This is a genomic window from Blastomonas natatoria (genome assembly GCF_003201955.1).
Classification (GTDB): Bacteria; Pseudomonadota; Alphaproteobacteria; order Sphingomonadales; family Sphingomonadaceae; genus Blastomonas; species Blastomonas natatoria.
On the sequence record NZ_QJJM01000003.1, the window covers coordinates 284,010 to 305,887 of the forward strand.

Below are 21,878 nucleotides of genomic sequence, written 5' to 3' on the forward strand. Positions count from 1 at the left end.
ATCGGGTAGATGATGGGCCCCTGCCTTCGCAGGGGACCGATATCGGATGGGCTAGCTCTCTAGCAGCGTCACATCCATCCGCAAACGCTGCTGTGCGTTCGGTGCCAGCGTCATCACGCCGGGCTTTTCGGTGAAATCGCCGGTGAAGCCGAGCGGATCGGCGATCCCGGCCCAAGGCTCGATGCACAGGAAACGCGCGCCGGGCTTCTGCCAGATGCCGAGCATCGGCGTATCGGGAAAGTCGATGCGAAGGCGCGGCTGGCCGGGCACGCCATAGGTGAGTGAGCGGCTTTGCAGTTCATCCCAGATGAGCGCGTCGGCCTCGAAATCGGCATAAGCAGGCGCGTAAACCTTGCCCTCAACCGGGCTGGGCTGCGGATCGGGCGCGACGAGGCCGGTGGCGGGGTCGAGCCGCCGGATCGGGGCGGGTTCGTCGCGTTCGAACACGATCCGGTGATCCTCTGATGCGCCGCCATAGGGAAGCGGCCAGGCGAAGGCCGGGTGATAGCCGAAGTTGAACGGGATCGGCGTATCGCCCATGTTGCAGATGGTTGCGGTCATGGCGAGCGTCGCGCCCGTCAGCGCGAAACCCATGTCGAGCCGGAATTCGAACGGATAGACCGCGCGGCTGGCCTCGCTCGCCTTGAGCCGGAACAGCGCGCGGCCAGAGTCCGCCTCGACCAGCGCGAATTCCGAGCGCCGGGCAAAGCCGTGCTTCGCCATTGCAAAGCGCCGATCGCCGAGCCGATACTGGTCATCCGCCAGCGCCCCGACGATCGGGAACAGCAAAGGCGCATGACCAGTCCAGAAGGCCGGGTCGGCATCGGTCATCAGCTCGCGGCCACCAGCGTCCCTGAGCGACCATAGCTCCGCCCCTAGCGGGTGGATGGTCGCCGTCAGCGCATCGGAGCGCAGCGTGACCAGATCAGCCACGCAGCTCCGCCCCGAGCTTGGCCGCCGCCTTGACCACCGCATCGGCAATGGCCTTGAGCTCATCGTCGCCAAAGCTCTTGTCCACGGGCTGCAGCGTCACCTCGATCGCGAGCGAAAGCTTGCCCTCGGGTACGCCCTGGCCTGCAAAGCTGTCGAACACGCGCGCATCGGTGATGTGCTTCTTGTCGGCGCCTTTTACCGCGCGCATCAGGTCACCGGCGGGCAGCTTGGCATCGACCAGGAAGGCGAAGTCGCGCGTCACGGCCTGCAGGGCCGGAGGCGCATAGGCTTCGCGCATCGCCGATCCGCGCGCTTTCAGTGGGATGGCGTCGAGGAACAGCTCTGCCACCATCACAGGCCCGTGCACCGGCTTGAAGCCGAAGGCGCGCGCGGTCGAAGGGTGCAGCGTCCCGTACGCGGCGAGCACGTTCTTCGGACCCAGCCGCAGCGTTGCCGCCTGGCCCGGGTGATAGTGATCGCCGGGACCTGCCGCATCGGGGGCGAAGTCCATCAGCTTGGCGGCAGGGGCACCGGCGGCATCGAGCAGTGCCAGCACCTCGGCCTTCACGTCATGCGCGGTAAAGCCCTGCGCCTTGCCGCTGCGCCAGTCGCGCGGGGTCTTGTCGCCCGCCAGCACGATGCCCAGCGTGGTGCGTTCCAGGCTGGTGCCGTCCTCGGCCTTGAAATAGCGCCGACCGACCTCGAACAGCCGCACCGAGCCCGCGCCGCGATCGAGATTGCGCTTGGCAGCAGAGAGCAGGCCGGGCAGCAGCGAAGGCCGCATGACCTTGAGGTCCTCGCTGATCGGATTGGCCAGCACCCAGTCGCCGCCGCCAAATGGGGCTGCTTCCCTGTCCGAAATGAACGACCAGTTGACTGCCTCGTTGAGACCGCGCGCGGCGGCGAGACGGCGCACGCGGCGCTCCTGCAGCTGCGCGGGGCTCGCGGTCGGCTTGGCGACACCGGGCAGGCGCGGCAACGGGGTCGAGGGGATCGCATCGATGCCGGTGATGCGCACCACTTCCTCGACGATATCCGCTTTCCCTGCGACATCGCGCCGCCATGTCGGGACGGTGATCGTCCAGGGGGTGGCGCTGCTGTCGACGCCGAAGCCCAGCCGCTCAAGAATCGCCTGCTGCTCGCCTGCCGCGACATCGATGCCGCCCAAGGCGGTGCAATAGGCGGGGTCGTAAGCCACGGTGCGCGGTTCGACCGGGGCTTTGCCCGAGCGTGTGACCGGGCTCGCCGTGCCGCCGCAATGCTCCAGCACCAGCCGCGTCGCGATGGCGAGACCGGTTTCGAGGAACGCCGGGTCGACGCCGCGCTCGAAGCGCTGGCGCGCGTCGCTCGTCAGTATCAGCTTCTGGCCGGTGCGCGCGATATGTTCGGGGTCGAAATAGGCGCACTCGATCAGCACGTCGGTGGTGTCGTCGGACACGCCCGAATCCTCGCCGCCCATGATGCCGCCGATATCGTGCACCTGGGCACTGTCAGCGATCACCGTCATGCTGGCATCAAGCGCATAGGTCTTGCCGTTGAGCGCAAGCACCTCTTCGCCATCTGCCGCCTTGCGCGCGACCAGCCCGCCAGACAGCCTGGCGCGGTCATAAACGTGCAGCGGGCGGCCAAGGTCGATCGACACGAAATTGGTGATATCGACCAGCACCGAAATCGGCTTCTGCCCGATTGCCTTCAGCCGGTCCGCCATCCATTTGGGCGCGGGGCCGTTCTTCAGGCCCGAGACGTTCTGCGCGAAAAAGGCCGGGCAACCGGCACTATCGTCGGTGCGCACATCCGGCGCGTCGCCGCTGCCCTCGACCGGATCGACGCCCGAGCGATAGACTTCGGACAAGGGCTTCAGCGTGCCGATGCCCGATGCGGCGAGATCGCGCGCGATGCCGCGCACGCCCATGCAGTCCTGCTTGTTGGGCGTGACGGAGACCTCGATCACCGGGTCGTCGAGCCCGGCATAATCGGCAAAGCTGGTGCCGACCGGCGCGTCCTCGGGCAGCTCGATAATGCCGTCATGGTCCTCGCCGAGCTCGAGCTCGCGATACGAGCACATCATGCCGAAGCTCTCGACATCGCGGATCTTCGCAGGCTTGAGCGTGAAGGCGGGGCCGGGGACATAGGTTCCCGGCGGGCCGAACACGCCGACCAGCCCGGTCCTTGCATTGGGCGCGCCGCACACGACCTGCCAGGGGGTGCCCGAGCCGTCGTCGACCTTGAGCAGCCGCAGCTTGTCGGCATTGGGATGCGGGCCGGCCTCGAGCACCTTGGCGACGCGGAACGGGCGCAGCGCATCGGCGGGGTTTTCCACCCCTTCGAGCTCCAGCCCGATCGCGGTCAGCCGGTCGGTGATTTCGGTCAGCGAAGCATCGGTATCGAGATGCTCTTTCAGCCAGGAGAGGGTGAACTTCATGCGCCTACTCCTCCGCTCAGCGTGGGGACGTCGAGCGACGAGAAGCCGTAATGCTTCAGCCAGCGCAAATCGCCGTCGAAGAACGCGCGCAGGTCGTCCATGCCGTATTTGAGCATCGCCAGCCGGTCGATGCCGCAGCCGAAGGCAAAGCCCTGCCATTCGTCGGGGTCCAGACCGCAATGCTCAATCACCTTGGGGTTGACCATGCCGCTGCCCAGAATTTCCATCCAGCCGCCATTGGGGCCGGTGGGATCGCCACCGACGACGCGCTTGCCCTTTTCCACCGTGAAGCCGACATCGACCTCGGCCGAGGGCTCGGTGAACGGAAAATAGCTCGGGCGAAGGCGCAGCACGATATCGTCGCGCTCGAAGAACGCGCGAACGAAGGTCTCGAGCGTCCATTTGAGGTGCGCCATGGTGATGCCCCTGTCGATGACAAGGCCTTCGACCTGGTGGAACATCGGCGTGTGCGTCGCATCCGAATCGCTGCGATAGGTGCGGCCGGGCGCAATGATGCGGATCGGCGGCTTTTGTCCCATCATCGTGCGGATCTGCACCGGCGAGGTGTGCGTGCGCAACAGCATTTCCTCTCCGTCCGCATTGCGATCGGGGAAATAGAAGGTGTCGTGCATCGCGCGCGCAGGGTGCGTCTCGGGCATGTTCAGCGCGGTGAAATTGTACCAGCCCGATTCGATCTCGGGTCCGGTGGCGACGGCAAATCCCAGGTCCGCGAAAATCTCGGCCAGCTCGTCCATCACCTGCGCCACCGGATGCACCGAGCCTTGCGGGCTGGGCGCGACCGGCAGGGTGAGATCGATCGCCTCGGCGGCGAGCCGCTCGTTGAGTGCAGCGCTTTCCAGCGCGTCCTTGCGCGCGGCGATCGCCGACGTGACCGCCTCGCGCGCGCCGTTGATGCGCGGACCTTGTTCCTGGCGCTCTTCGGGGCTCATGCTTCCCAGCGTCTTGAGCAGCCCGGTGATCGCGCCCTGCTTGCCCAGGGCTGCGATGCGGATCTCTTCCAGCGCGGCAAGATCGGCATTGGCGATCTGCGCCAGGTAATCCTGCTGCAATGTTTCAACGTCGGCCACGATCTGCTCTTTCACAAATGGCAAAAATGTCCGCGAGCCGCTGTCATGCCCGGCTGCACAAATCAAGCCCTGCCGCATTTTCATGGCCTTTTCATGCGGGCGCCCGGGGTGCTATTCTCTCCGTCAGACCGGGCGCAGACCCGGCTGCAATGGGGACGATGGCCGATGAACCTGATGCTGCTTTTCGCTTCGCTCGCCGCGATCCTTGCGGTCGCAGGCCTGGTCTGGCTGCTGCAACTGGGCGAGAACCGGATCGGCGATGCCGCCGATGCCGCGCGCATTGCCGAAGAGCAGATTGCAGGCTTCGAATCCGGGCCGGTATTGATGTCTAACGATGGCGAAGCGGCTCTGGTCGAGGGGCGGGATGGCCGGGTCGTCGTGCTCAAGCGCCACGGTGCGCAATGCGCTGGCCGCGTGCTGCCAAGGCCGTTGCGCGCCCACCGATGCAGCGAAGGCTGGAAGGTCGAGACCGGTGATCCGCGTTTCGGGCATGTTGCACTCGCTCTGTCAAAACAGGATGCTGACAGGCTGCTGACAATGATGTAAGCAAGCTTGCATAATGATTCCCGACCTGCCCAACCCGACCGAGCTCGCCATCCCGGCTTTCGTGCTGTTGATGCTGGCCGAGATCTGGTGGGTGCGCCGCCGCGACCGCAAGGCCTATGAACCGCGCGATACGCTGACATCGCTGGCACTGGGCCTTGGCTCGACCGTCGCCGGTGCGCTGACCGGGGGGCTCGCGCTCGCCATCGCCTTCTGGGTCTATCAATATCGGATCTTCGACATTGGCTTTGCCTGGTGGGCCTGGCCGGTTGCCTTCGTCTTTGATGATTTCGCCTATTACTGGGTGCACCGGCTGGGTCACCGCGTCCGCTGGATGTGGGCAGCGCATGTCATCCACCATTCCAGCCAGCATTATAACCTCTCGACCGCGCTCAGGCAGACCTGGACCGGCTTCTTCACCCCCGGCCTGCTGGTCAGCCTGCCGCTGTTCTGGCTGGGCTTTCACCCGCTCATGATCGCCTTTTGCGGCGGCATCAACCTGATCTACCAGTTCTGGATCCATACCGAGGCGGTCAAGCGCCTGCCGCGCTGGTTCGAGGCGGTGATGAACACGCCCTCGCACCACCGCGTCCATCACGCGATCAACCCGCGCTATCTCGATTCGAACTATGCCGGGGTGTTCATCGTCTGGGACAAGATGTTCGGCACCTTCGTGCCCGAGCGCGACGACGAACCGATCCGCTATGGCATCGTCAAGCAGCTGGGCAGCTTCAACCTCCTATGGGCGGCGTTTCACGAATGGGTGGGCATCGCGCGCGACCTGTGGTCCGCGCCCGGGCTGGGCAATAAGCTGGCCTATCTGCTGCGCCCGCCAGGGTGGAGCCATGACAACAGCCGAGAGACCAGCGACAGCATCAAGGCCGCCTGGGCCGCGCGGCAGGGGCGGCAATCACCATCGCGCGCAGCCAGCGGCGTCACTCTAGAGCCAGCGGAATAGGCATATGGCGCGCGGGGGCGACCAGCCGGATATTGCCCTTTTCGAAGGCGCACAGATTAAGCGCGAGGAGGCCGTGCTCGCCGACCTGTGCGGCCGGATATTCGAGACTTTCGACCCCGATTATCTCGCGCGTCGCCTGCCGGTGCTGGTCGATCCGGTGCTGCATCTTGCGCGCAGCGATACCGGAGCCGACTTGGGCTTCAAGCTCGGATACCGGCGCGGACCCAGCCTGCTCTATTCCTGGCTCGGCGGCATCGTTCCCGAAGCGCGTAGCCAGGGCATCGCCACGCGGCTGATGCACGCGCAGCATGATTGGGCGGCAGCGCAAGGCTATCACTGGGTCGAAACGCGCACCCGCGCCAGCAACAACCGCATGATCATCGTCAACCTGAAGGCAGGGTTTCACATTGCCGGGGTCGAGAGCGACGAGGCCGGGCATCTGATGGTCATTCAGCGGAGGCGATTGAATAGCCTGCCGTGATCGGCACCAAGAACCAAAATGGGAGAGAGCATGAGCGAGTATGACATCATCGTGATCGGCGGCGGGTCCGCAGGCTGTGCGGTTGCCGGGCGGCTCAGCGAAGACCCCTCGCTGTCGGTCTGCCTGATCGAGGCGGGGGGGCGCAACAATGGCGTGCGGGTCAAGACCCCGGGCTTCATGCCTTTCCTCCCGAAGAACACCAACTGGCAGTTCGAAACCGTGCCGCAGCCGGGCCTGAACGGGCGTACCGGCTATCAGCCGCGGGGCAAGGGGCTGGGCGGCTCCTCGGCGATCAACGCGATGGTCTATATTCGCGGCAACCATTGGGATTACGACAACTGGGAGGCGCTTGGAGCCACCGGCTGGAGCCACAAGGACGTGCTGCCCTGGTTCCGCCGCTCCGAAGGCAATGCGCGCTATGGCTCGTCGCACGATTTCGACGCGCATCACGGCGGCGATGGCCCGCTATCGGTGGTCGACCAGAAATGGGCCAATCCCGGCAGCCATGCCTTTGTCGAGGCGGCGCGGCGGCTGCAATTGCCGCTGAACGACGATTTCAACGGCGCGAAGCAGGAAGGCTTCGGCATCTACCAGACCACGCAAAAGAACGGCGAACGCTGGAGCGCGGCACGCGCCTATGTCGAGCCGGCAGCGGACCGCGCCAATCTGGACGTGCGCACCCATGCGCTTGTCCGGCGGATCATCATCGAGAATGGCCGGGCGCGCGGCGTGGAGTTTGAACGCGCAGGCAAGGTGGTGCAGGTGTTCGCGCGCGCTGCGGTGGTGCTTTCTGCTGGTGCCTTCGGCTCGCCGCAGATCCTGCAGCTTTCGGGGATCGGCCCCGGCGGCATGCTGCAGGAGCATGGCATTCCGGTGCTGGTGGATCGCGGCGAAGTCGGCGCGAACCTGCAGGACCATATCGATTACGTCTCGGGCTTCGCCACCAAATCGACCGACAGCTTCGGCAGTTCGCTCGCGGGCGCGTCGCGCATGGCACGCGCGGTGATCGAGCACCGCCGCAAGCGCACCGGAATCCTGACCACCTGCTGGGCGGAAGCGGGCGGCTTCTGGAAAATGATGCCCGATGCACCTGCGCCCGATGTGCAATTCCATTTCGTGCCTGCTGTGCTGGAGGATCACGGGCGCGAGAAGGTCAAGGGCCATGGCTTTTCGTGCCACGCTTGCGTCCTGCGCCCGGAAAGCAAGGGCACGGTGACGCTCAACAGCGCCGATCCCGCCGCCCCGCCGCGCATCGACCCCAATTTCCTGGCCGACGAACGCGACATGGCGGTGCTGCGGGCCGGGGTGCGCTTCATGCACCGCATCTTCGAGACCCAGCCGATGTCGGATTACGATCCGGTCGATCGGCATCCGATCGATCTGTACAATGACGCTGCGCTCGACGAGCTGATCCGCAACCGCGCGGATACCGTCTATCACCCGGTCGGCACCTGCCGCATGGGGTCGGACGAGGCTAGCGTGGTCGATCCGCGCCTGCGCCTGCGCGGGGTCGAGGGGCTTTATGTCGCCGATGCCAGCGTCATGCCCAAGATCGTCAGTGGGAACACCAACGCGCCCAGCATCATGATCGGCGAACGCTGCGCGGCGTTTGTCGCTGAGGATGTGAAGGCGAAGCTGCTGGTGGCGGCGTAAGCGATTACGTCCCTCGACTTCGCTCGGGACAAACGGACAGAGAGGACGCGGTATCCCGAAATCCTCCTCGAGCTTGTCTCGGGGAGGGGGACCGCCGATCGAAGATCGGGGGTGGAGGGGAAGCGGGATGGCACTTTGCTTCATCCGGAGCACGTACCCGCTGCCCCTCCACCACCCGCTTTGCGGGCGGTCCCCCTCCCCCAGCGAGATGGGGGAGGATTTTGGTGTCGTCCAATCCACCTCCGTGTGTCCCGAGCGAAGTCGAGGGACGTTGAACACCGCCCTGGGGAAAACTCGCGCTTCCGTGCTGCTTCCGGCTCAGGTAACGGAACAGCGATGAGCGCCTCGTCCGACAACGCCCCGACACCGATGATGGCGCAATATCATGCGCTCAAGGCCGAGGCGCCCGATTGCCTGCTCTTCTATCGGATGGGCGACTTTTTCGAACTGTTCTTCGACGATGCCAAGGCGGCGGCGGCGGTGCTCGATATCGCGCTGACCTCGCGCGGGGCGCATGGTGGCGATCCGGTGCCGATGTGCGGGGTGCCGGTGCACAGCGCCGAAGGCTATCTCGCGCGGCTGATCAAGGCGGGCCACCGCGTCGCCATTGCCGAGCAGACCGAGACGCCCGCCGAGGCCAAGGCGCGCGCGGGCTCGAAAGCGCTGGTGCAGCGCGCGATCGTCCGCTTCGTCACCGCCGGCACGCTGACCGAAGAGGCGCTGCTCGATTCGCGCTCGGAAAACCGGCTGGTCGCAATTGCCAGTGCCGAGGGCGGCTTTGGCTTGGCGATGTGCGACATCTCTACCGGTCGGTTCGAGCTGATGCAGGCGAGCGCTGCCGAGCTTTCGGCCGAGATCGCGCGGCTTGCCCCCAGCGAACTTGTCCAGTCCGACCGCGCCGACCCGTTTGGCGAGGATGCGATCCTCCGGCCGGGCCATGATTTCAGCAGCATCGAGGGCGAGCGGCGGCTGAAGGCGCATTTCGGGGTGGCCACACTCGATGGCTTCGGCAGCTTCAGCCGCGCAGAGCTTGCGGCAGCGGGCGGGCTTCTTGCTTATCTGGAGCATGTCTCTCGGGGAACGATGCCATTCCTCGCCCCGCCCCGCAGGCACGAGGTGGCGCAGCACATGGCGGTCGATGCCGCAACGCGCGAGAGCCTGGAAATCCTGAGTTCGCAGCAGGGCGGGCGGGTCGGATCGCTCATCCATGCGATCGACCGCACGGTGACTGGCGCAGGCGCGCGGCTGCTCGCCAGCGATCTCGGCGCGCCGCTGACCGATCTGGCTGCGATCCGCGACCGGCTGGCGCTGGTGCAATGGTTCCATGCCGATCCGCTGCTGCGCGACAGCGTGCGCGAGGCGCTGAAGGCAATTCCCGATCTTGCCCGTGCGCTGGGCCGCGTCGTCGCCGGACGGGGCAGCCCCCGCGATCTCGGGCAACTGCGCGATGGCCTCAGCGCTGCGCGGACCTTGCGCGAACGCCTCGGCAAGGCGTCGGACCTTCCCGATCTGCTCAAGCAACTGCTGCCCGACATGCAGGGCCATGGCGCACTGGTCGAGCATCTGGCACGCGCGCTGGTCGAAAGCCCTCCCACTGAGCGCCAGCAGGGCGGCTATATCGCGCGCGGCTATGATGCCGCGCTCGATGCGCTGCGCGATACCTCGGGCAATGCCCGCCGCGCGATCGCCGCGCTGGAGGCTACCTACAAGGCGCAGACTGGCGTGCAGGCGCTGAAGATCCGGCACAATGCGGTGCTCGGCTATTTCATCGAGGTACCCGCCGCCCGCGCCGATGCGCTGATGAAAGCGGACAGCGGCTTTGCCCATCGCCAGACCATGGCGGGCGCGGTGCGCTTCAATTCGCCCGCGCTGCACGAAGAGGCAATGCGCATCGCACAGGCGGGAACGCACGCCCAGGCGGCGGAAGAGGCGCATTTCGAGGGGTTGTGCGAAGAGGTCATCGCCGCGCGCGAGGGCATCGCGCGCACCGCCGCCGCGATCGCGCGGATCGATGTCGCCTGCGGTCATGCGCAGATGGCGGCGGAGGGCGATTTCTGCTGCCCCGAGCTCACCGAGGCGTCCGAAATCGCGATCGAATCCGGGCGGCATCCGGTGGTCGAGGCGGCGCTGCGCAAGCAGGGTCAGGCCTTCGTCGCCAACGACGCGAGCTTGAACGAACGTGACCGGCTGTGGCTGGTTTCGGGTCCGAACATGGGCGGCAAGTCGACCTTCCTGCGCCAGACTGCGCTGATTGTGCTGCTCGCACAGGCTGGCGCGTTCGTGCCCGCCCGCTCGGCGCGGATCGGCATTGTTGACCGGCTGTTCAGCCGCGTCGGCGCGTCGGACAATCTCGCACGCGGCCGGTCCACTTTCATGGTCGAGATGGTCGAGACCGCAGCGATCCTCTCCCAGGCGACCGAGCGGTCGTTCGTCATCCTAGACGAGGTCGGGCGCGGCACCTCGACCTATGATGGGTTGGCGCTCGCCTGGGCGATTGCCGAAGCGGTGCACGATACCAATAGATGCCGCTGCCTGTTCGCGACCCATTATCACGAACTGACCCGGCTCGCCGGACGGCTCGATGCGCTCTCGCTGCACCATGTCCGCGCGCGCGAATGGAAGGGCGATCTGGTGCTGTTGCACGAAGTCGCCGATGGCCCGGCGGACCGCAGCTACGGTCTTGCGGTGGCAAAGCTGGCGGGCGTGCCGCCGGTGGTGGTCGCGCGCGCGAAATCGGTGCTGGCGAAGCTCGAGGCGGGGAGGCAGGCAACCGGCGGCCTCGCGGCAGGGCTCGACGATCTGCCGTTGTTCGCTGCTGCTGCGGCCAGGGAGCCGGAAGCCAGGGACGAACTGCGCGACATGCTGCAGGCACTCGATGTCGATAACCTGAGCCCGCGCGATGCGCTCGATGCGCTTTACCGGCTCAAGGCGATGCTGGATGAGGCGTCGCATTAGTCGTTCAATCGCGGCGCAAATCCGGTTATCCTGCAACCCGTTACCAAGGCAGGGGCAAGATGGCGGGCATCGGGATATTGGCAGTCGCATATGCCCTGGCCGCGCCGGGAGCGGCCGAGGCGCGGCTGCCCGATGCGATCACCTTGTGCGACCGGCCCGTGGCAGACCTTCCTGCTGCTGCACTGCCGCTGGCAAGCGCGCGCGCGCGCCAGGCACGCAGTCTGATGCGCGGAGGGGATAACGGGGCGGATGCGGCGCTGGAATTGCTGCTATCCCCTGCCGATGGCGCACCCCCCGCTCAGTCGATTCAGGGCGCCGACAGCAGCCTCGGACAGCTTGCGGAATATTGCCTCGTCGCGGGCGAAGCGATGCGGCGGGCGCGAGCAGGCAGCCAGTCGCGCGCGCAGGATTTCCTGCGCACCGCGCAGGCGTTGGCGGAACGGGCGGGAGACAAGGCGCTCGCCGCGCGCGCCGCATGGGAGGCCGCGCTGGCCCTGGCGGGCGGCGCACCGCCTGCAGTATCGGGCACGCGCCGCCGTTCGGCCGGAGACGCTCGGCCATTCCCACCGCAGCCAGGTTGTGCGCTGGTTGAGACCGAAACCCGGGCGCGCAGGCTGGAACTTGCCTTTGCCTGTGCGCTCGATCGGGCCGTCCTGGCAGATGAACCTCAGCTTATTGCGCTGGCGGCGCTGCGCCTGGCGCGGCTGGAGAAGGCGCGCAAGGCCGATATCGGGGCTCATATCGCACTGGGGCTCGGAGCATCGGGCCGCGTCAGCGATACGCGGGATCAGGCGGCGCTGTATCGCGGCCTGATCATGCTGGCTGCCGATGCAGACCAGCTACAAACTGATACGGTTAGAAATGCGATCGAAAATTATGCAAATCTGGTAAAGGCTGGTGCGGGTGACGCAGCCACGCTTTCGGCGATGCGGGGGCGTCTCGCTCTGGCTGGAGCCGACGCTGCGGCGGCGCGTGCCGATCTGCGCCGGGCGGTGTTCCTCGAAAGCGAGAAAGCCCTGCCGCAGAACCTGCCGCAATACGCACTGTTGCTGGCCGATGCCGAGCCCGAGCGTGCCGCCGAGCATGTGCAAGCTGCCTATCGTGCGCTGCAGCAGGTGCGCAGCCTGCTGGTGCCGGTCGATCCTCTGACCGAGGAAAGCCGGTTCGACCTGCTGGTCCGCCCGGTTTTCGAGCGCGCGATCGGCACCACGCTGGCCGTCGCCGGGAGCGATGCCGGGACGCTCGACCAGGCGCAGCGCATTGCCGAGGCCTACAGGTCTGCCGAATTGCAGAACAGCCTTGGCGCGGAATGCGTGCCGCTGCGCAACCCGGTGACCCCCGCCGATCTCAAGCCGGGTGAAGTGCTGCTCTATCCGCTGTTGCTCGAGGACAGGATCGAACTGCTCTATGCCACGGGCGACGACAAGGCGCGCGGTTACCGACGCATGCCGCCAGACCGCAGTCGCAATCGCGCGATGATCGCGGCGCTCGCCCAGCGGATGACCGCCTCGCTCAGCGGTGCCAGCAATGATTGGGAGGCGGCATCGCGCGACCTCCATGCCGCGCTGATTGCGCCGATTGCGTCGCTGCTGGGCCAGGATGCGACGCTGATCATCGTTCCCGATGGACCCTTGCGGCAGATCAGCTTTGCCGCACTGATGGATGCGCAAGGCACCTTCCTGATAGAGCAGGCGCGGCTCGCGGTGGTGCCCGCGCTCAGCTTTGCGGCGCCAGGCACGCGCGATACCGATCCCGAGATCATCGCCGCCTCGCTGGAAAAGGAGCTCGATCTGCCGGTGGGCCGTTTCACCCGGCTGGAGGGGACCGCGTCGGAAGCGGCGATGGCGGCGGGGCCGGACGGCGTGCTGCTCACCGATTTCGACCGAGCGGACCTGGCTGCGGCACTGGCAAGGCATCCGGCTAGCGTGCTGCATCTGGCGACGCATGCTGCCTTCAACGGTCGCACTGAGCGCTCGTTCGTCGTCGCCAATGGCGAAGCGATCAGCCTGCCCGAACTGCGTGCGATGCTGAGCGCCAGCAGTTTGCGCGGTCAGGGCCTGCAGTTGCTGGTCCTGAGCGCCTGCGAGACAGCCGTGGGCGATGACGACCAGGCGATGGGGCTCGCGGGGGCCGCCGTGGAGGCAGGGGCCGCGAGCGCGCTCGCCTCGCTCTGGGAGGTCAGCGATGCTGGCACAGCCGCGCTGATGGAGGCATTCTACACCCATTATCGCGCGGGCGAGGGGAGGGCACGCGCTCTGCAACTGGCGCAGATCGAACTCGCGCGCGGCGCGGATGGGCAATGGACTGATCCGGGCATCTGGAGTGCGTTCACTCTTGTGGGGAGCTGGCGATGAGACGGTGGCTCTCGACCTGTGCGCTGCTGGCCCTGGCGAGCGGAATGGTTCCGGCCAGGGCGCAGGAGGCGGTGGCGACACAGACGGCCATCACGCCCGATACGCTGCCATCGCTCGCCACCGGCACCACCGCCACCACCGATGGCACTGTCACCACCATCGGAGGCGGCGTGCGCGCGGGTGACAATCTGTTCCACAGCTTTTCGCGGTTCAATCTGGGCGCGGGCGATATCGCGCGCTGGACTGCGAACGATGCGCTGACCATCCGCAACGTCATCAACCGGGTCACCGGCGGCGAGACTTCGTTCATCGCCGGGTCGATCGATGCCAGCGCCATGCCGGGCGCCGACTTCTACTTCATAAATCCTGCCGGCATCGTGTTCGGCGATGGCGCCGCGATCGATGTCGGCGGCACCGCGCATTTCTCGACCGCGCACCAGCTGGGCTTTGCCGATGGCACGATGCTGGTCTCGGGCACGGCCTCGGGCTCGAGCTTCAGCATGGCAGAGCCCGTGCGCTTTGGCTTTCTGGGGAATAATGCGCCGATAGTCTTGCGAGCCAGCGCGGGCCCGGGCGACGAGGTGGCACGCGGGGTTGGTGCCGGGCGCATCACGCTATCAGCGAGCGACATCGTGATGGAAAGCAGCAGCCTGTTTGCGGCGCAAGCCAGCCTACGCGCGGTGGGGCAGGGGCGGGGTGTGCTGGACATTGCCGCTTCGCCCAATCAGGGCCTGCGCGGCGGGCGGATCACGATCGATGACAGCCGCATCCTGCTGCAGGATGATGGCCGGATCGACCTGGTGGCGGGCACGATCCGGCTCGATACGTTCAGTGAGATCAGCCTGACTGCAAGCGCGGGCGTGCTGCCCGCTATCAACCTGCGCGCCGATCTGGTCGATCTTGTCAGCGGCGAATTGCGCGTCAGCGGAATCGAGGGCCTGGCCGAGCGCAGCGGCGATATCCGCGTGACCGCCGGTCAGATCGTCGTGCGGCAAGCGGGTGCCATCCGCACCGAAAGCCGGCTGGCAGGTGGGGGCGGCACGATCTTTCTGGAAGGAGACCGGATTGAAATCGACGAGGGCATCGTGACCGCGACCGGGCTGTCCGCGCCAGGGCGCTCGGTTGGCGACATCCAGGTGCGCGGCGGGCTTTTGCGGCTGACCAATACCGGCCTTCTTTCCACGACCCTGTTCCAGGCGCGCGGTGCGTCCATGCCCACGGGTACGACGGGCAACATCCTGATCGATGTCGACCGGCTCGAAATGGCGAGCCAGGGCCTGATCCTCGCGTCGAGCTCGTCCAGCACGGCATCCGGGCCAGGCAGCATCGCCATCCGCGCGAACAGCATGGCAGTCGGCATCGGTCTGATATCGACCAGTACCGACAGCGCGACGGCGGCCGGGCCGATCGACATCGATGTCAGGGGTCTGCTGGAACTGAGCGGCATCGGCGGCATCCAGTCGATCAGCCAGGGCCTGGGCGATGCGGGCGCGATCGCGATCCGGGCAGGCGCGGTGCGATTGATCAACAACGGTTTCGGTGGACCGAGCATATCGTCGGAGACCGAACTGCCGCGCGCGCAGGAATTTACCCGGCTCGGCGACTATACCGGCAATGCGGGGCGAATAGTGATCCAGACCGATAGTCTCGAGATGGACGGGATCACCTCGATCACGACATCCAGCTCCAGCCTCGGCAATGGCGGCGATATCCTGATATCGGCGGGGCGCATCGCGCTGTCGGGCGAGGCCGAAATCAGCTCGGCAGCGCGCAAGCTGCTGGTTCCCCCGAGCAACGAGGATTTCGAAGCCGATCCGGATCTGGTGCCGAGCTTGAGAATCGTGCCCGGTCCGGGACGTGCGGGAAGGGTCCTAATTGCAGCCACCGGCACTCTGACGATGAACGGCGGCACCATTTCCACCGCGACAGAGGGCTTTGGTGCAGCCGGCGAGGTGACCGTGGTCGCCGACCGCATCGTCATGGGCCACGCCAGCCGGATCAGCTCGGATGCGGGCGATCTGGCGCCCGGCCAGGCAGGCACGGTGGCGTTGATCGCGCGCCAGATCGCGCTTGCCGACGGCGCAGAGGTGACCACAAGTTCGGCCAACGCCACGACAGCAGGCGGCATCGCACTGGCGGCAGAAGAAGAGCTCCTCATCACCGGTGCGGGCAGCCGGATAGCCAGCGCCAACACGGCCGCAGGTGGCGGGGCGGCCGGCAATATCAGCGTCGGCGCGCCGCGCATCACGCTGGGGCCGGGCGGCACGATCACCACCAGTTCGCTCACGGGAGCGGCGGGACAGATCGAGCTCCTGCTCCCGGAAACCGGCATATTGCGGCTTTCAGGCGGGACGAATCCCGCCGCCATCGCCACCTCCTCGGGCCCCGGCACCGGCGGGCGGATCGTGATCAGCCGCCCTTATGCCCTGATCGCCGATGGCGCGCGGATCGAGGCCCTGGGGCAGCAGCGCGGCGCGAACGTGCAGCTTGCCACCGATTTCTTCATCCGCTCCGCCGATAACAGCAACCTGCTGCTGGTCGATGGCGATCTGGTCGTCGACAGCCAGGTCGGCAATGTCAGCAGCGGCATCGACACGCCCGATATCAGCTTCGGCGATGCGGCCGGCGTGCTTGCGGGCCAGTGCCGCGCCGCGCGCAGCAGCGGATCGGTCAGCCGCCTCAGCATCGATCAGACAGGCCCGCTCGCGCTCGATCCGCTGGATGCGGCAGTGTCGGGAGCCTGCCGTTGAGCCTTTGGCTCGCGTTGATGCTGCAGGCCGCAGCGCCGCCATGCGCGGCTGCGACCGATGCGGCGGCAAGCGGCATCGTCATCTATTGCGAGGTCGAGGTCCATGCCGAGCCGGATATGGCCGCGATCGCGACAGCGGACAGCACAGGGCTCGACTTTGGCGGGTTTGCGGTTCGCTATCGCAAGGGCGAACGGCTCGATGGGCAATGGGTGCGGCAACAGGTGATTGCCAACGGCCTCGTCGGCGCGCCGATACCGCTCGACCGGATTGCGGCGGCTGTCCAGCAGATCAGTCTGGCCTATGTCCGCAACGGCTATGTCAATTCTGGCGTGCTGCTCGATCCCATGACCGATCTGGCGGGCGGATCGCCGCTGGTGCTGCGGCTGGTCGCAGGCCGGCTCGATGGCGGCAAGGCCATGGTCGACTGGCAGGACGGCCATCGCCGCGGGCTGAGCGACGCCTACGTGCTGCGCCGCATGCCCTCTGCACGCGCGATTCCGCTGAATGGCCTGGCCATCGAGCGTGACTTTCGAACCCTCGCCGCCGATGAAGCCATCGCGACGGTCAAGGCGGACCTGCAGCCGGGCCACGAGCCTGGCGTGGCGCGGCTCAATCTTCTGGTCGACCCCGCGCCGCGCTTCGCAGTGCAGGCGAGCATCGCCAACAGCCGGTCGCCTGCCGTGGGCGGACTGCGCTTCGGCACCGGCCTTTCCGTGCGCAACGCGTTGCTTGCCGGAGACCGGATCGGGTTCGACGCCGGGCTCACTGCAGGGCGGCCCGACGCCCAGTTCGAATATTCGGCGCCCTTCGTCCATCCCGCGCTGCGGCTCGAGGCGCGCGGCGGCTACAATCGCGCGGCGGTGGTCGATGCCCCATTGCGCAATCTGTCGATCCGCGCGCGGGACCAATTCATCGAAGGCGGCTTCGCGCTCACCGTCTGGCAGCGGCCGCTGAGCCCCGCTGCGCTCGACGGCACGCCCGAGATCAGCGCGCAGTCGGTGACACTGAGCAGCGGGGTGATCCACCGGCAGACGCGCACCTTTCTGCTGGGTCAGCCTTTCTCGTTCAGCCCGGGATCAGTGCGCGGGCTGGCCGAATATTCGGCGCTCCGACTCGGCATGGAATGGACCCGGCGCAGCTCGGGCACGGTGTGGATCGCGCAAGGACGCTTCACGCAGGGGATAGAAGGAAGCCGTTCGGACATTGTCGGCATCGCTGCACCTTCGCCGCGCTTCCGAAGCTTTTCGGGGCAGATCAGCCATGCGCGGCGACTGGGCGACAAGGGCTGGGAACTGCGCGCGCGGATCGCGGGCCAATATGGCACCGGCGTGCTCTATGCGGCCGAGCGGTTCGTCGCGGGCGGCAGCGCCACTGTGCGGGGGTATCGCGAAAGCCTGCTGCTGGCCGACCGGGGCGTGATCGGGTCTGTCGAGCTGGCGCGGGCGGTGACGATCGGATCGGGCGCGGTCGGCGCGCTGGGCCTGCGCTGGGGCAGCTTCACGCCCTCGGTCTTCGCCGATGGCGCGGTGATGCGCAACGCGACGCGGGGATTCCAGCCGCAGCCGGGCGAGATTGCGAGCATCGGGGCATCGCTCGCCTGGACGCCATCGCCCTCGCTTTCGGCGCGATTGACCTATGGCGCAGCGCTGATCGACGCCCCGATCACCGGCAGCCGCGACGTCCAGGACGACGGGCTTTCGTTCGCACTTTCCTGGAACCGGCGCTTCTGACGTTGCCACCGCTTGACCTTGGCCCCCGCGGCTTTACCACACCGCCCCATGAAGTTCTTCTCCGACAATGCCGCCCCGGTCCATCCGCGCGTGATGGACGCCATCGCTGCCGCCAACCTGCTCGATTCGCCTTATGACGGTGATGCGTTGAGCCAGGCGCTGGATGACCGGTTCAGCCAGCTGTTTGGTACGCGGGTGAAGGCATTGTGGGTCGCAACGGGTACGGCGGCCAACGCCCTGGCGCTGTCTGCCCTTTGCCCTCCGCACAAGGGTGTGATCTGCCACCGCATGGCGCATATCGAGCAGGATGAGTGCGGCGCGCCGGGCTTTTTCATGCACGGTGCAAAGCTGATCCTGGCCGAGGGAGAGGGCGCGAAGCTGGGCGCGGACGAGGTGACGCGCGTCGCCAGCCAGATCCGCGATGACGTGCACCAGGTTCAGCCCGCGGCGGTCTCGATCACCAATGCCAGCGAATATGGCCTGACCTACACGCCGAAGGAGGTCGCCGCGATCGGCGATGTCTGCAAGGCGCGCGGGCTCAAGCTGCACATGGACGGCGCGCGCTTTGCCAATGCCATTGCCTCGACCGGCGCAGATCCGGCGGATGTCACCTGGCGCGCAGGCGTCGACATGCTGAGCTTCGGCTGCGTCAAGAACGGCGGCATGAATGCCGAGGCGATTATCGTCTTCGACACGGCGCTGGCCCGCGAACTGCCCTATCTGCGCAAGCGATCCGGGCAGCTGCAGTCCAAGGGGCGTTTCCTGGCAGCCCAGTTGCTGGCCATGCTCGAGGATGATCTCTGGCTCGCCAATGCGCGCGCCGCCAATGCCGGAGCACAGGCGATTGCCGAGGCGGCGGGCGACCGGCTGCTCTATCCGGTCGAAGCCAACGAGGTGTTCGTCAAGCTGACCGCGCCCGAAGCGGCATCGCTGCGCGCACAGGGTTTCGAATTCTATGACTGGGGCGAGATGACAGCCGAAGGTGGCGAGGCGCGCTTCGTCACCGCCTGGGATCAGGACGCCGAGACGGTCGCGCCGCTCGCCGCCGCCATCGCCGCACTCTGATGGCGAGCAGCGCGCCCGTTACCGCACCTGAGGTGCACGATGAGCCGTCGATGCTGTCGGCGCGGGTGCTGGTGCCTTTCCTGCTCGTCTCGCTGATCTGGGGCTCGACCTGGCTGGTGATCAAGGACCAGATTTCGATCGTCCCGCCGACCTGGTCTGTCAGTTACCGGTTCGGCGTGGCGGCGATCGGCATGTTCGCACTGGCCTGCTGGCGCAAGGCCCCGCTCAAGCTCGATCGCCAGGGACAGCTGATCGCCCTGGCGCTCGGCTTCTTCCAGTTCTCCGCCAATTTCAACTTCGTCTATCGGTCGGAAGCGTACATCACATCGGGTCTGCTGGCGGTGCTGTTCGCCATGCTGATGGTGCCCAATGCCCTGCTGTCGCGCATCTTTCTCGGCGCGCGGATCGCGGGCGGCTTCATCGTCGGCACGGCGGTGGCGCTGGCGGGGATCGCCTTGCTGTTCGTGCAGGAATATCGTGCGATGCCCGCCGACCTTTCGGATGTCATGAAGGGGCTGGGGCTTGCGATGTGTGCGATCCTGTCTGCATCGATCGCCAATGTCATGCAATCGGCCGAACGGGTGAAGGCGATGCCGATCCTGTCACTGCTTGCCTGGGCCATGCTTTGGGGGGCGCTTGGCAACGCGGCGCTGGCCTGGATGCTTTACGGTGCGCCGGTGTTCGAAAGCCGGCCCGCCTATCTGGGCGGTATCGTCTATCTGGGGCTGCTGGGTTCCGTCGTCACCTTTCCGATGTATTTCGCGCTCATCCGTGACATTGGCGCCGCCCGCGCAGCCTATAGCAGCGTGCTTGTGCCGGTCGTGGCGATGGTCCTTTCCACCTTTTTCGAAGGCTATCGCTGGAGCCCTCTGGCTGCGGGCGGCGCAGCGCTGGGCATGATCGGGCTGGTCATCGCCATGCGTGCGCGCAGCCCGCGGACCCCGCGCCTGTCGGGCTGATCGGGCGGCAACGGCACTCTCCGCAACGGTGCTCCGTCCGTCGCTACGGGCTCGGTGCTCTCCACGTACAGCGTCCATCCGCATATCGCGCATGATCTGCACGTGCAGCAAGCCCGCTTTTCCTTGTGCCCCCGTTACGCTAAGCAGCTGCGAACGGGGGAAATTGTACCAGATGGACATCGCGAGCCAGCAAGACGTGCAAGCGGGCCTGGGCGCGCTTCGAACGGCGATGCAGCGCGCCAGCCTGAGCCTGCTGATGTTGCTGCTTGTCGCCTGCGCCTTCCTGATGCTTGCCGTCTACACGAACCGCTCGGTCCCGTTTTTCCCCGAGCATTTCTTTCGCTTTCAGGACATTCCGGTCGCGGTGCTGTTTGCAGCCTGCTGGATTTTGGCGGTCCGGATCAGCGCCGGCACGATAAAATGGGATCGACTGGCTTCGGTCCGGGTCGCCACCGGTTGGCAAAGCCCGGCCGCGCTGGCGCTTTGCGTGGTGCTGGTCTGTGCAGCCGGCGTGTGGCTGATATTCGGGGCCTATGGCCTGGCGGTCGACGAGCACTGGGCCCAGTCCGATGCGACGGTGATCGGCAATGGCGCGCCCATGGTCCCCATTGCCGAGGCCTGGCGCGACTATGCCGAGGCACTCCAATCGCGTTTTGCCCGTATCACCCCCGACGGATGGTGGGCGTCCGAATATCTCCCGGTCAACGCTGCGCTCCAGTATATGGGCGGCACGCTCGCCTCGCCGCTGCTCGCGGGCTGGGCGGTGCTGGTCGCGGCCGCTCTCGCGCGACGCCTGCTGCCTGACGCACCTGCCGCGCCGCTGCTGTGTGCGCTGCTGATGGCGACATCGAGCCAGCTGCTGATCACCGGAATGACCCCCTTTGCCATGAGCGCGCACCTCGCGTTCAATCTGTCGTGGCTGTGGCTCTTCCTGCATCGCGACTGGCGGGCACAGATCGCCGCGATGCCGCTGGCGGTTCTCGCCATCGGACTCCACCAGGCGGTTTTCTTCCCGCTGTTTGCCGCACCTTTCCTGTTCGAGGCCTGGCTGACCGGGCGGCGCCGCGCTGCGGTGCTTCAAGCGCTGATCATCGGGGGCGGGTTCGTGCTCTGGAGCGCCTATGACGCCTTGGTGTACGCCGCAATGGGGCTTCAGCCGGTCACCGAGACCGCCAGTGGTACCGGCACTGGCATGACATTGCTGTTCACCCGTTTCCTGTGGTTGGTCACCAACTTCTCGCCGGACAATATCGGGCTCATGGCGATGAACCTTGTGCGGTTCGTCACCTGGCAGAATGTGCTGGTTGTCCCGCTCGCCCTGTTCGCGGCGACCCGCGTCGTGCGCGAGCCGGGACCGTGGCGTGCGATGCTGGTCGGTATCGGGCTGACAACGGCTGTGGTGACAGTTCTGCTGGCCGATCAAGGCCATGGCTGGGGCTATCGCTACCTCCACGGGTATCTCGGCAGCCTGTGCCTGCTGGCAACGCTGGGCTGGTATCGGCTGCCTGCTGCCGTCCGGATGGAGGGCGCGGCCCGAGCAGTGCTCGGCGCCGGGCTGGTGCTGTCGCTGCTGCTGGTTCCCTTGCGGGCATGGCAGGCAGAACGCTTCGTGGCCCCTTATGCCCGGGCCAATGCCGCCGTTGCCGCGATTGACGCAGACGTGGTGCTCATCGACGCGCCACGGCACTTTTTTGCACTTGAACTGCTGCGTAACGACCCGCTGCTTCGCAACCGGCCCATACGGATGGTGGCTTCCGCGCTCAGCGATTCACAGCTTGCGCAGCTGTGCCGCGATTACACGGTGGCGCGCTTCACCGACGCGGACGCGGCGTGGTTCGGGTTGCATGAAGTTGATACCGGCAAGCGCGTCAGAGGCGTCCCGCAGGGATGCCGCATCGTCAATCCGGCCTTTCGCTGATCCGCTCGACAGCAAGGCGGGGGCGGGCACATCAGCTATGCCTGGGGGCCAGCCGTGCCGTCATGCGGT

The 21,878-nt window shown here is 66.6% G+C and carries 14 protein-coding genes; 11 read left to right on the top strand and 3 right to left on the bottom strand.

Annotated elements, in window-relative coordinates; genetic code table 11:
* Positions 1-51: 51 nt before the first annotated feature.
* From C7451_RS05520 to pheS, 3 genes are read right to left on the bottom strand one after another with little or no spacing between them, the layout of a single operon-like run.
* Entirely contained in the window at positions 52-933 is an 882-nt protein-coding gene (locus C7451_RS05520; protein WP_244181620.1) for an aldose 1-epimerase family protein, read from the bottom strand.
* Positions 926-3,355 (bottom strand): phenylalanine--tRNA ligase subunit beta, encoded by a 2,430-nt coding sequence (gene pheT, locus C7451_RS05525; protein ID WP_110297950.1) that lies wholly within the window; start codon positions 3,353-3,355, stop codon positions 926-928. The genes C7451_RS05520 and pheT overlap by 8 nt, the downstream gene beginning before the upstream one ends.
* The gene (pheS, locus tag C7451_RS05530; protein WP_110298017.1) at positions 3,352-4,446 is read right to left on the bottom strand and encodes a phenylalanine--tRNA ligase subunit alpha; all 1,095 of its coding nucleotides are present in this window, start codon (positions 4,444-4,446) and stop codon (positions 3,352-3,354) included. The genes pheT and pheS overlap by 4 nt, the downstream gene beginning before the upstream one ends.
* A gap of 162 nt (positions 4,447-4,608) precedes the next feature.
* Here pheS and C7451_RS05535 point away from each other — a divergent pair, with 162 nt between their 5' ends.
* The 11 genes from C7451_RS05535 (at position 4,609) to C7451_RS05585 (ending at position 21,809) form a co-directional block, all read left to right on the top strand.
* Positions 4,609-4,989 (top strand): hypothetical protein, encoded by a 381-nt coding sequence (locus C7451_RS05535; RefSeq protein ID WP_110297951.1) that lies wholly within the window; start codon positions 4,609-4,611, stop codon positions 4,987-4,989.
* A gap of 16 nt (positions 4,990-5,005) precedes the next feature.
* A complete protein-coding gene (locus C7451_RS05540) occupies positions 5,006-5,944 on the top strand; it encodes a sterol desaturase family protein (RefSeq protein ID WP_110298018.1) in 939 nt (312 codons plus the stop codon).
* Positions 5,945-5,948: 4 nt separating this feature from the next.
* Positions 5,949-6,425 (top strand): GNAT family N-acetyltransferase, encoded by a 477-nt coding sequence (locus C7451_RS05545; RefSeq protein WP_110297952.1) that lies wholly within the window; start codon positions 5,949-5,951, stop codon positions 6,423-6,425.
* A gap of 30 nt (positions 6,426-6,455) precedes the next feature.
* Entirely contained in the window at positions 6,456-8,078 is a 1,623-nt protein-coding gene (locus C7451_RS05550) for a GMC family oxidoreductase (protein ID WP_110298019.1), read from the top strand.
* Between the two features lie 369 nt (positions 8,079-8,447).
* Entirely contained in the window at positions 8,448-11,033 is a 2,586-nt protein-coding gene (mutS, locus tag C7451_RS05555) for a DNA mismatch repair protein MutS (RefSeq protein WP_110298020.1), read from the top strand.
* A 59-nt stretch (positions 11,034-11,092) separates the two neighbouring features.
* On the top strand, positions 11,093-13,387 hold the full coding sequence (locus C7451_RS05560; RefSeq protein ID WP_110297953.1) for a CHAT domain-containing protein: 2,295 nt from the start codon (positions 11,093-11,095) through the stop codon (positions 13,385-13,387).
* Positions 13,384-16,137 carry a two-partner secretion domain-containing protein gene (locus C7451_RS05565; RefSeq protein ID WP_110297954.1) on the top strand — a complete coding sequence of 918 codons (2,754 nt, stop codon included), beginning with the start codon at positions 13,384-13,386 and terminating at the stop codon, positions 16,135-16,137. Before C7451_RS05560 ends, C7451_RS05565 begins: the two co-directional genes overlap by 4 nt.
* Positions 16,134-17,867, top strand: a complete 1,734-nt coding sequence (locus tag C7451_RS05570) for a ShlB/FhaC/HecB family hemolysin secretion/activation protein (RefSeq protein ID WP_146215289.1) — start codon at positions 16,134-16,136, stop codon at positions 17,865-17,867. Before C7451_RS05565 ends, C7451_RS05570 begins: the two co-directional genes overlap by 4 nt.
* Positions 17,868-17,915: 48 nt before the next feature.
* The gene (locus C7451_RS05575) at positions 17,916-18,932 is read left to right on the top strand and encodes a threonine aldolase family protein (RefSeq protein ID WP_110297956.1); all 1,017 of its coding nucleotides are present in this window, start codon (positions 17,916-17,918) and stop codon (positions 18,930-18,932) included.
* Positions 18,932-19,891, top strand: a complete 960-nt coding sequence (locus C7451_RS05580) for a DMT family transporter (RefSeq protein ID WP_110297957.1) — start codon at positions 18,932-18,934, stop codon at positions 19,889-19,891. The genes C7451_RS05575 and C7451_RS05580 overlap by 1 nt, the downstream gene beginning before the upstream one ends.
* Before the next feature lie 172 nt (positions 19,892-20,063).
* The gene (locus tag C7451_RS05585; protein WP_110297958.1) at positions 20,064-21,809 is read left to right on the top strand and encodes a hypothetical protein; all 1,746 of its coding nucleotides are present in this window, start codon (positions 20,064-20,066) and stop codon (positions 21,807-21,809) included.
* Positions 21,810-21,878: the final 69 nt, after the last annotated feature.

Excerpts from the sequence above, each read along its gene's own strand:
- C7451_RS05585 (WP_110297958.1), top strand. The coding sequence starts at position 20,064 with ATGGACATCGCGAGCCAGCAAGACGTGCAAGCGGGCCTGGGCGCGCTT.
- C7451_RS05580 (WP_110297957.1), top strand. The coding sequence starts at position 18,932 with ATGGCGAGCAGCGCGCCCGTTACCGCACCTGAGGTGCACGATGAGCCG.
- C7451_RS05560 (WP_110297953.1), top strand. The coding sequence starts at position 11,093 with ATGGCGGGCATCGGGATATTGGCAGTCGCATATGCCCTGGCCGCGCCG.
- C7451_RS05550 (WP_110298019.1), top strand. The coding sequence starts at position 6,456 with ATGAGCGAGTATGACATCATCGTGATCGGCGGCGGGTCCGCAGGCTGT.
- pheT (WP_110297950.1), bottom strand. The coding sequence starts at position 3,355 with ATGAAGTTCACCCTCTCCTGGCTGAAAGAGCATCTCGATACCGATGCT.
- C7451_RS05575 (WP_110297956.1), top strand. The coding sequence starts at position 17,916 with ATGAAGTTCTTCTCCGACAATGCCGCCCCGGTCCATCCGCGCGTGATG.
- C7451_RS05565 (WP_110297954.1), top strand. The coding sequence starts at position 13,384 with ATGAGACGGTGGCTCTCGACCTGTGCGCTGCTGGCCCTGGCGAGCGGA.
- C7451_RS05535 (WP_110297951.1), top strand. The coding sequence starts at position 4,609 with ATGAACCTGATGCTGCTTTTCGCTTCGCTCGCCGCGATCCTTGCGGTC.
- mutS (WP_110298020.1), top strand. The coding sequence starts at position 8,448 with ATGATGGCGCAATATCATGCGCTCAAGGCCGAGGCGCCCGATTGCCTG.
- C7451_RS05545 (WP_110297952.1), top strand. The coding sequence starts at position 5,949 with ATGGCGCGCGGGGGCGACCAGCCGGATATTGCCCTTTTCGAAGGCGCA.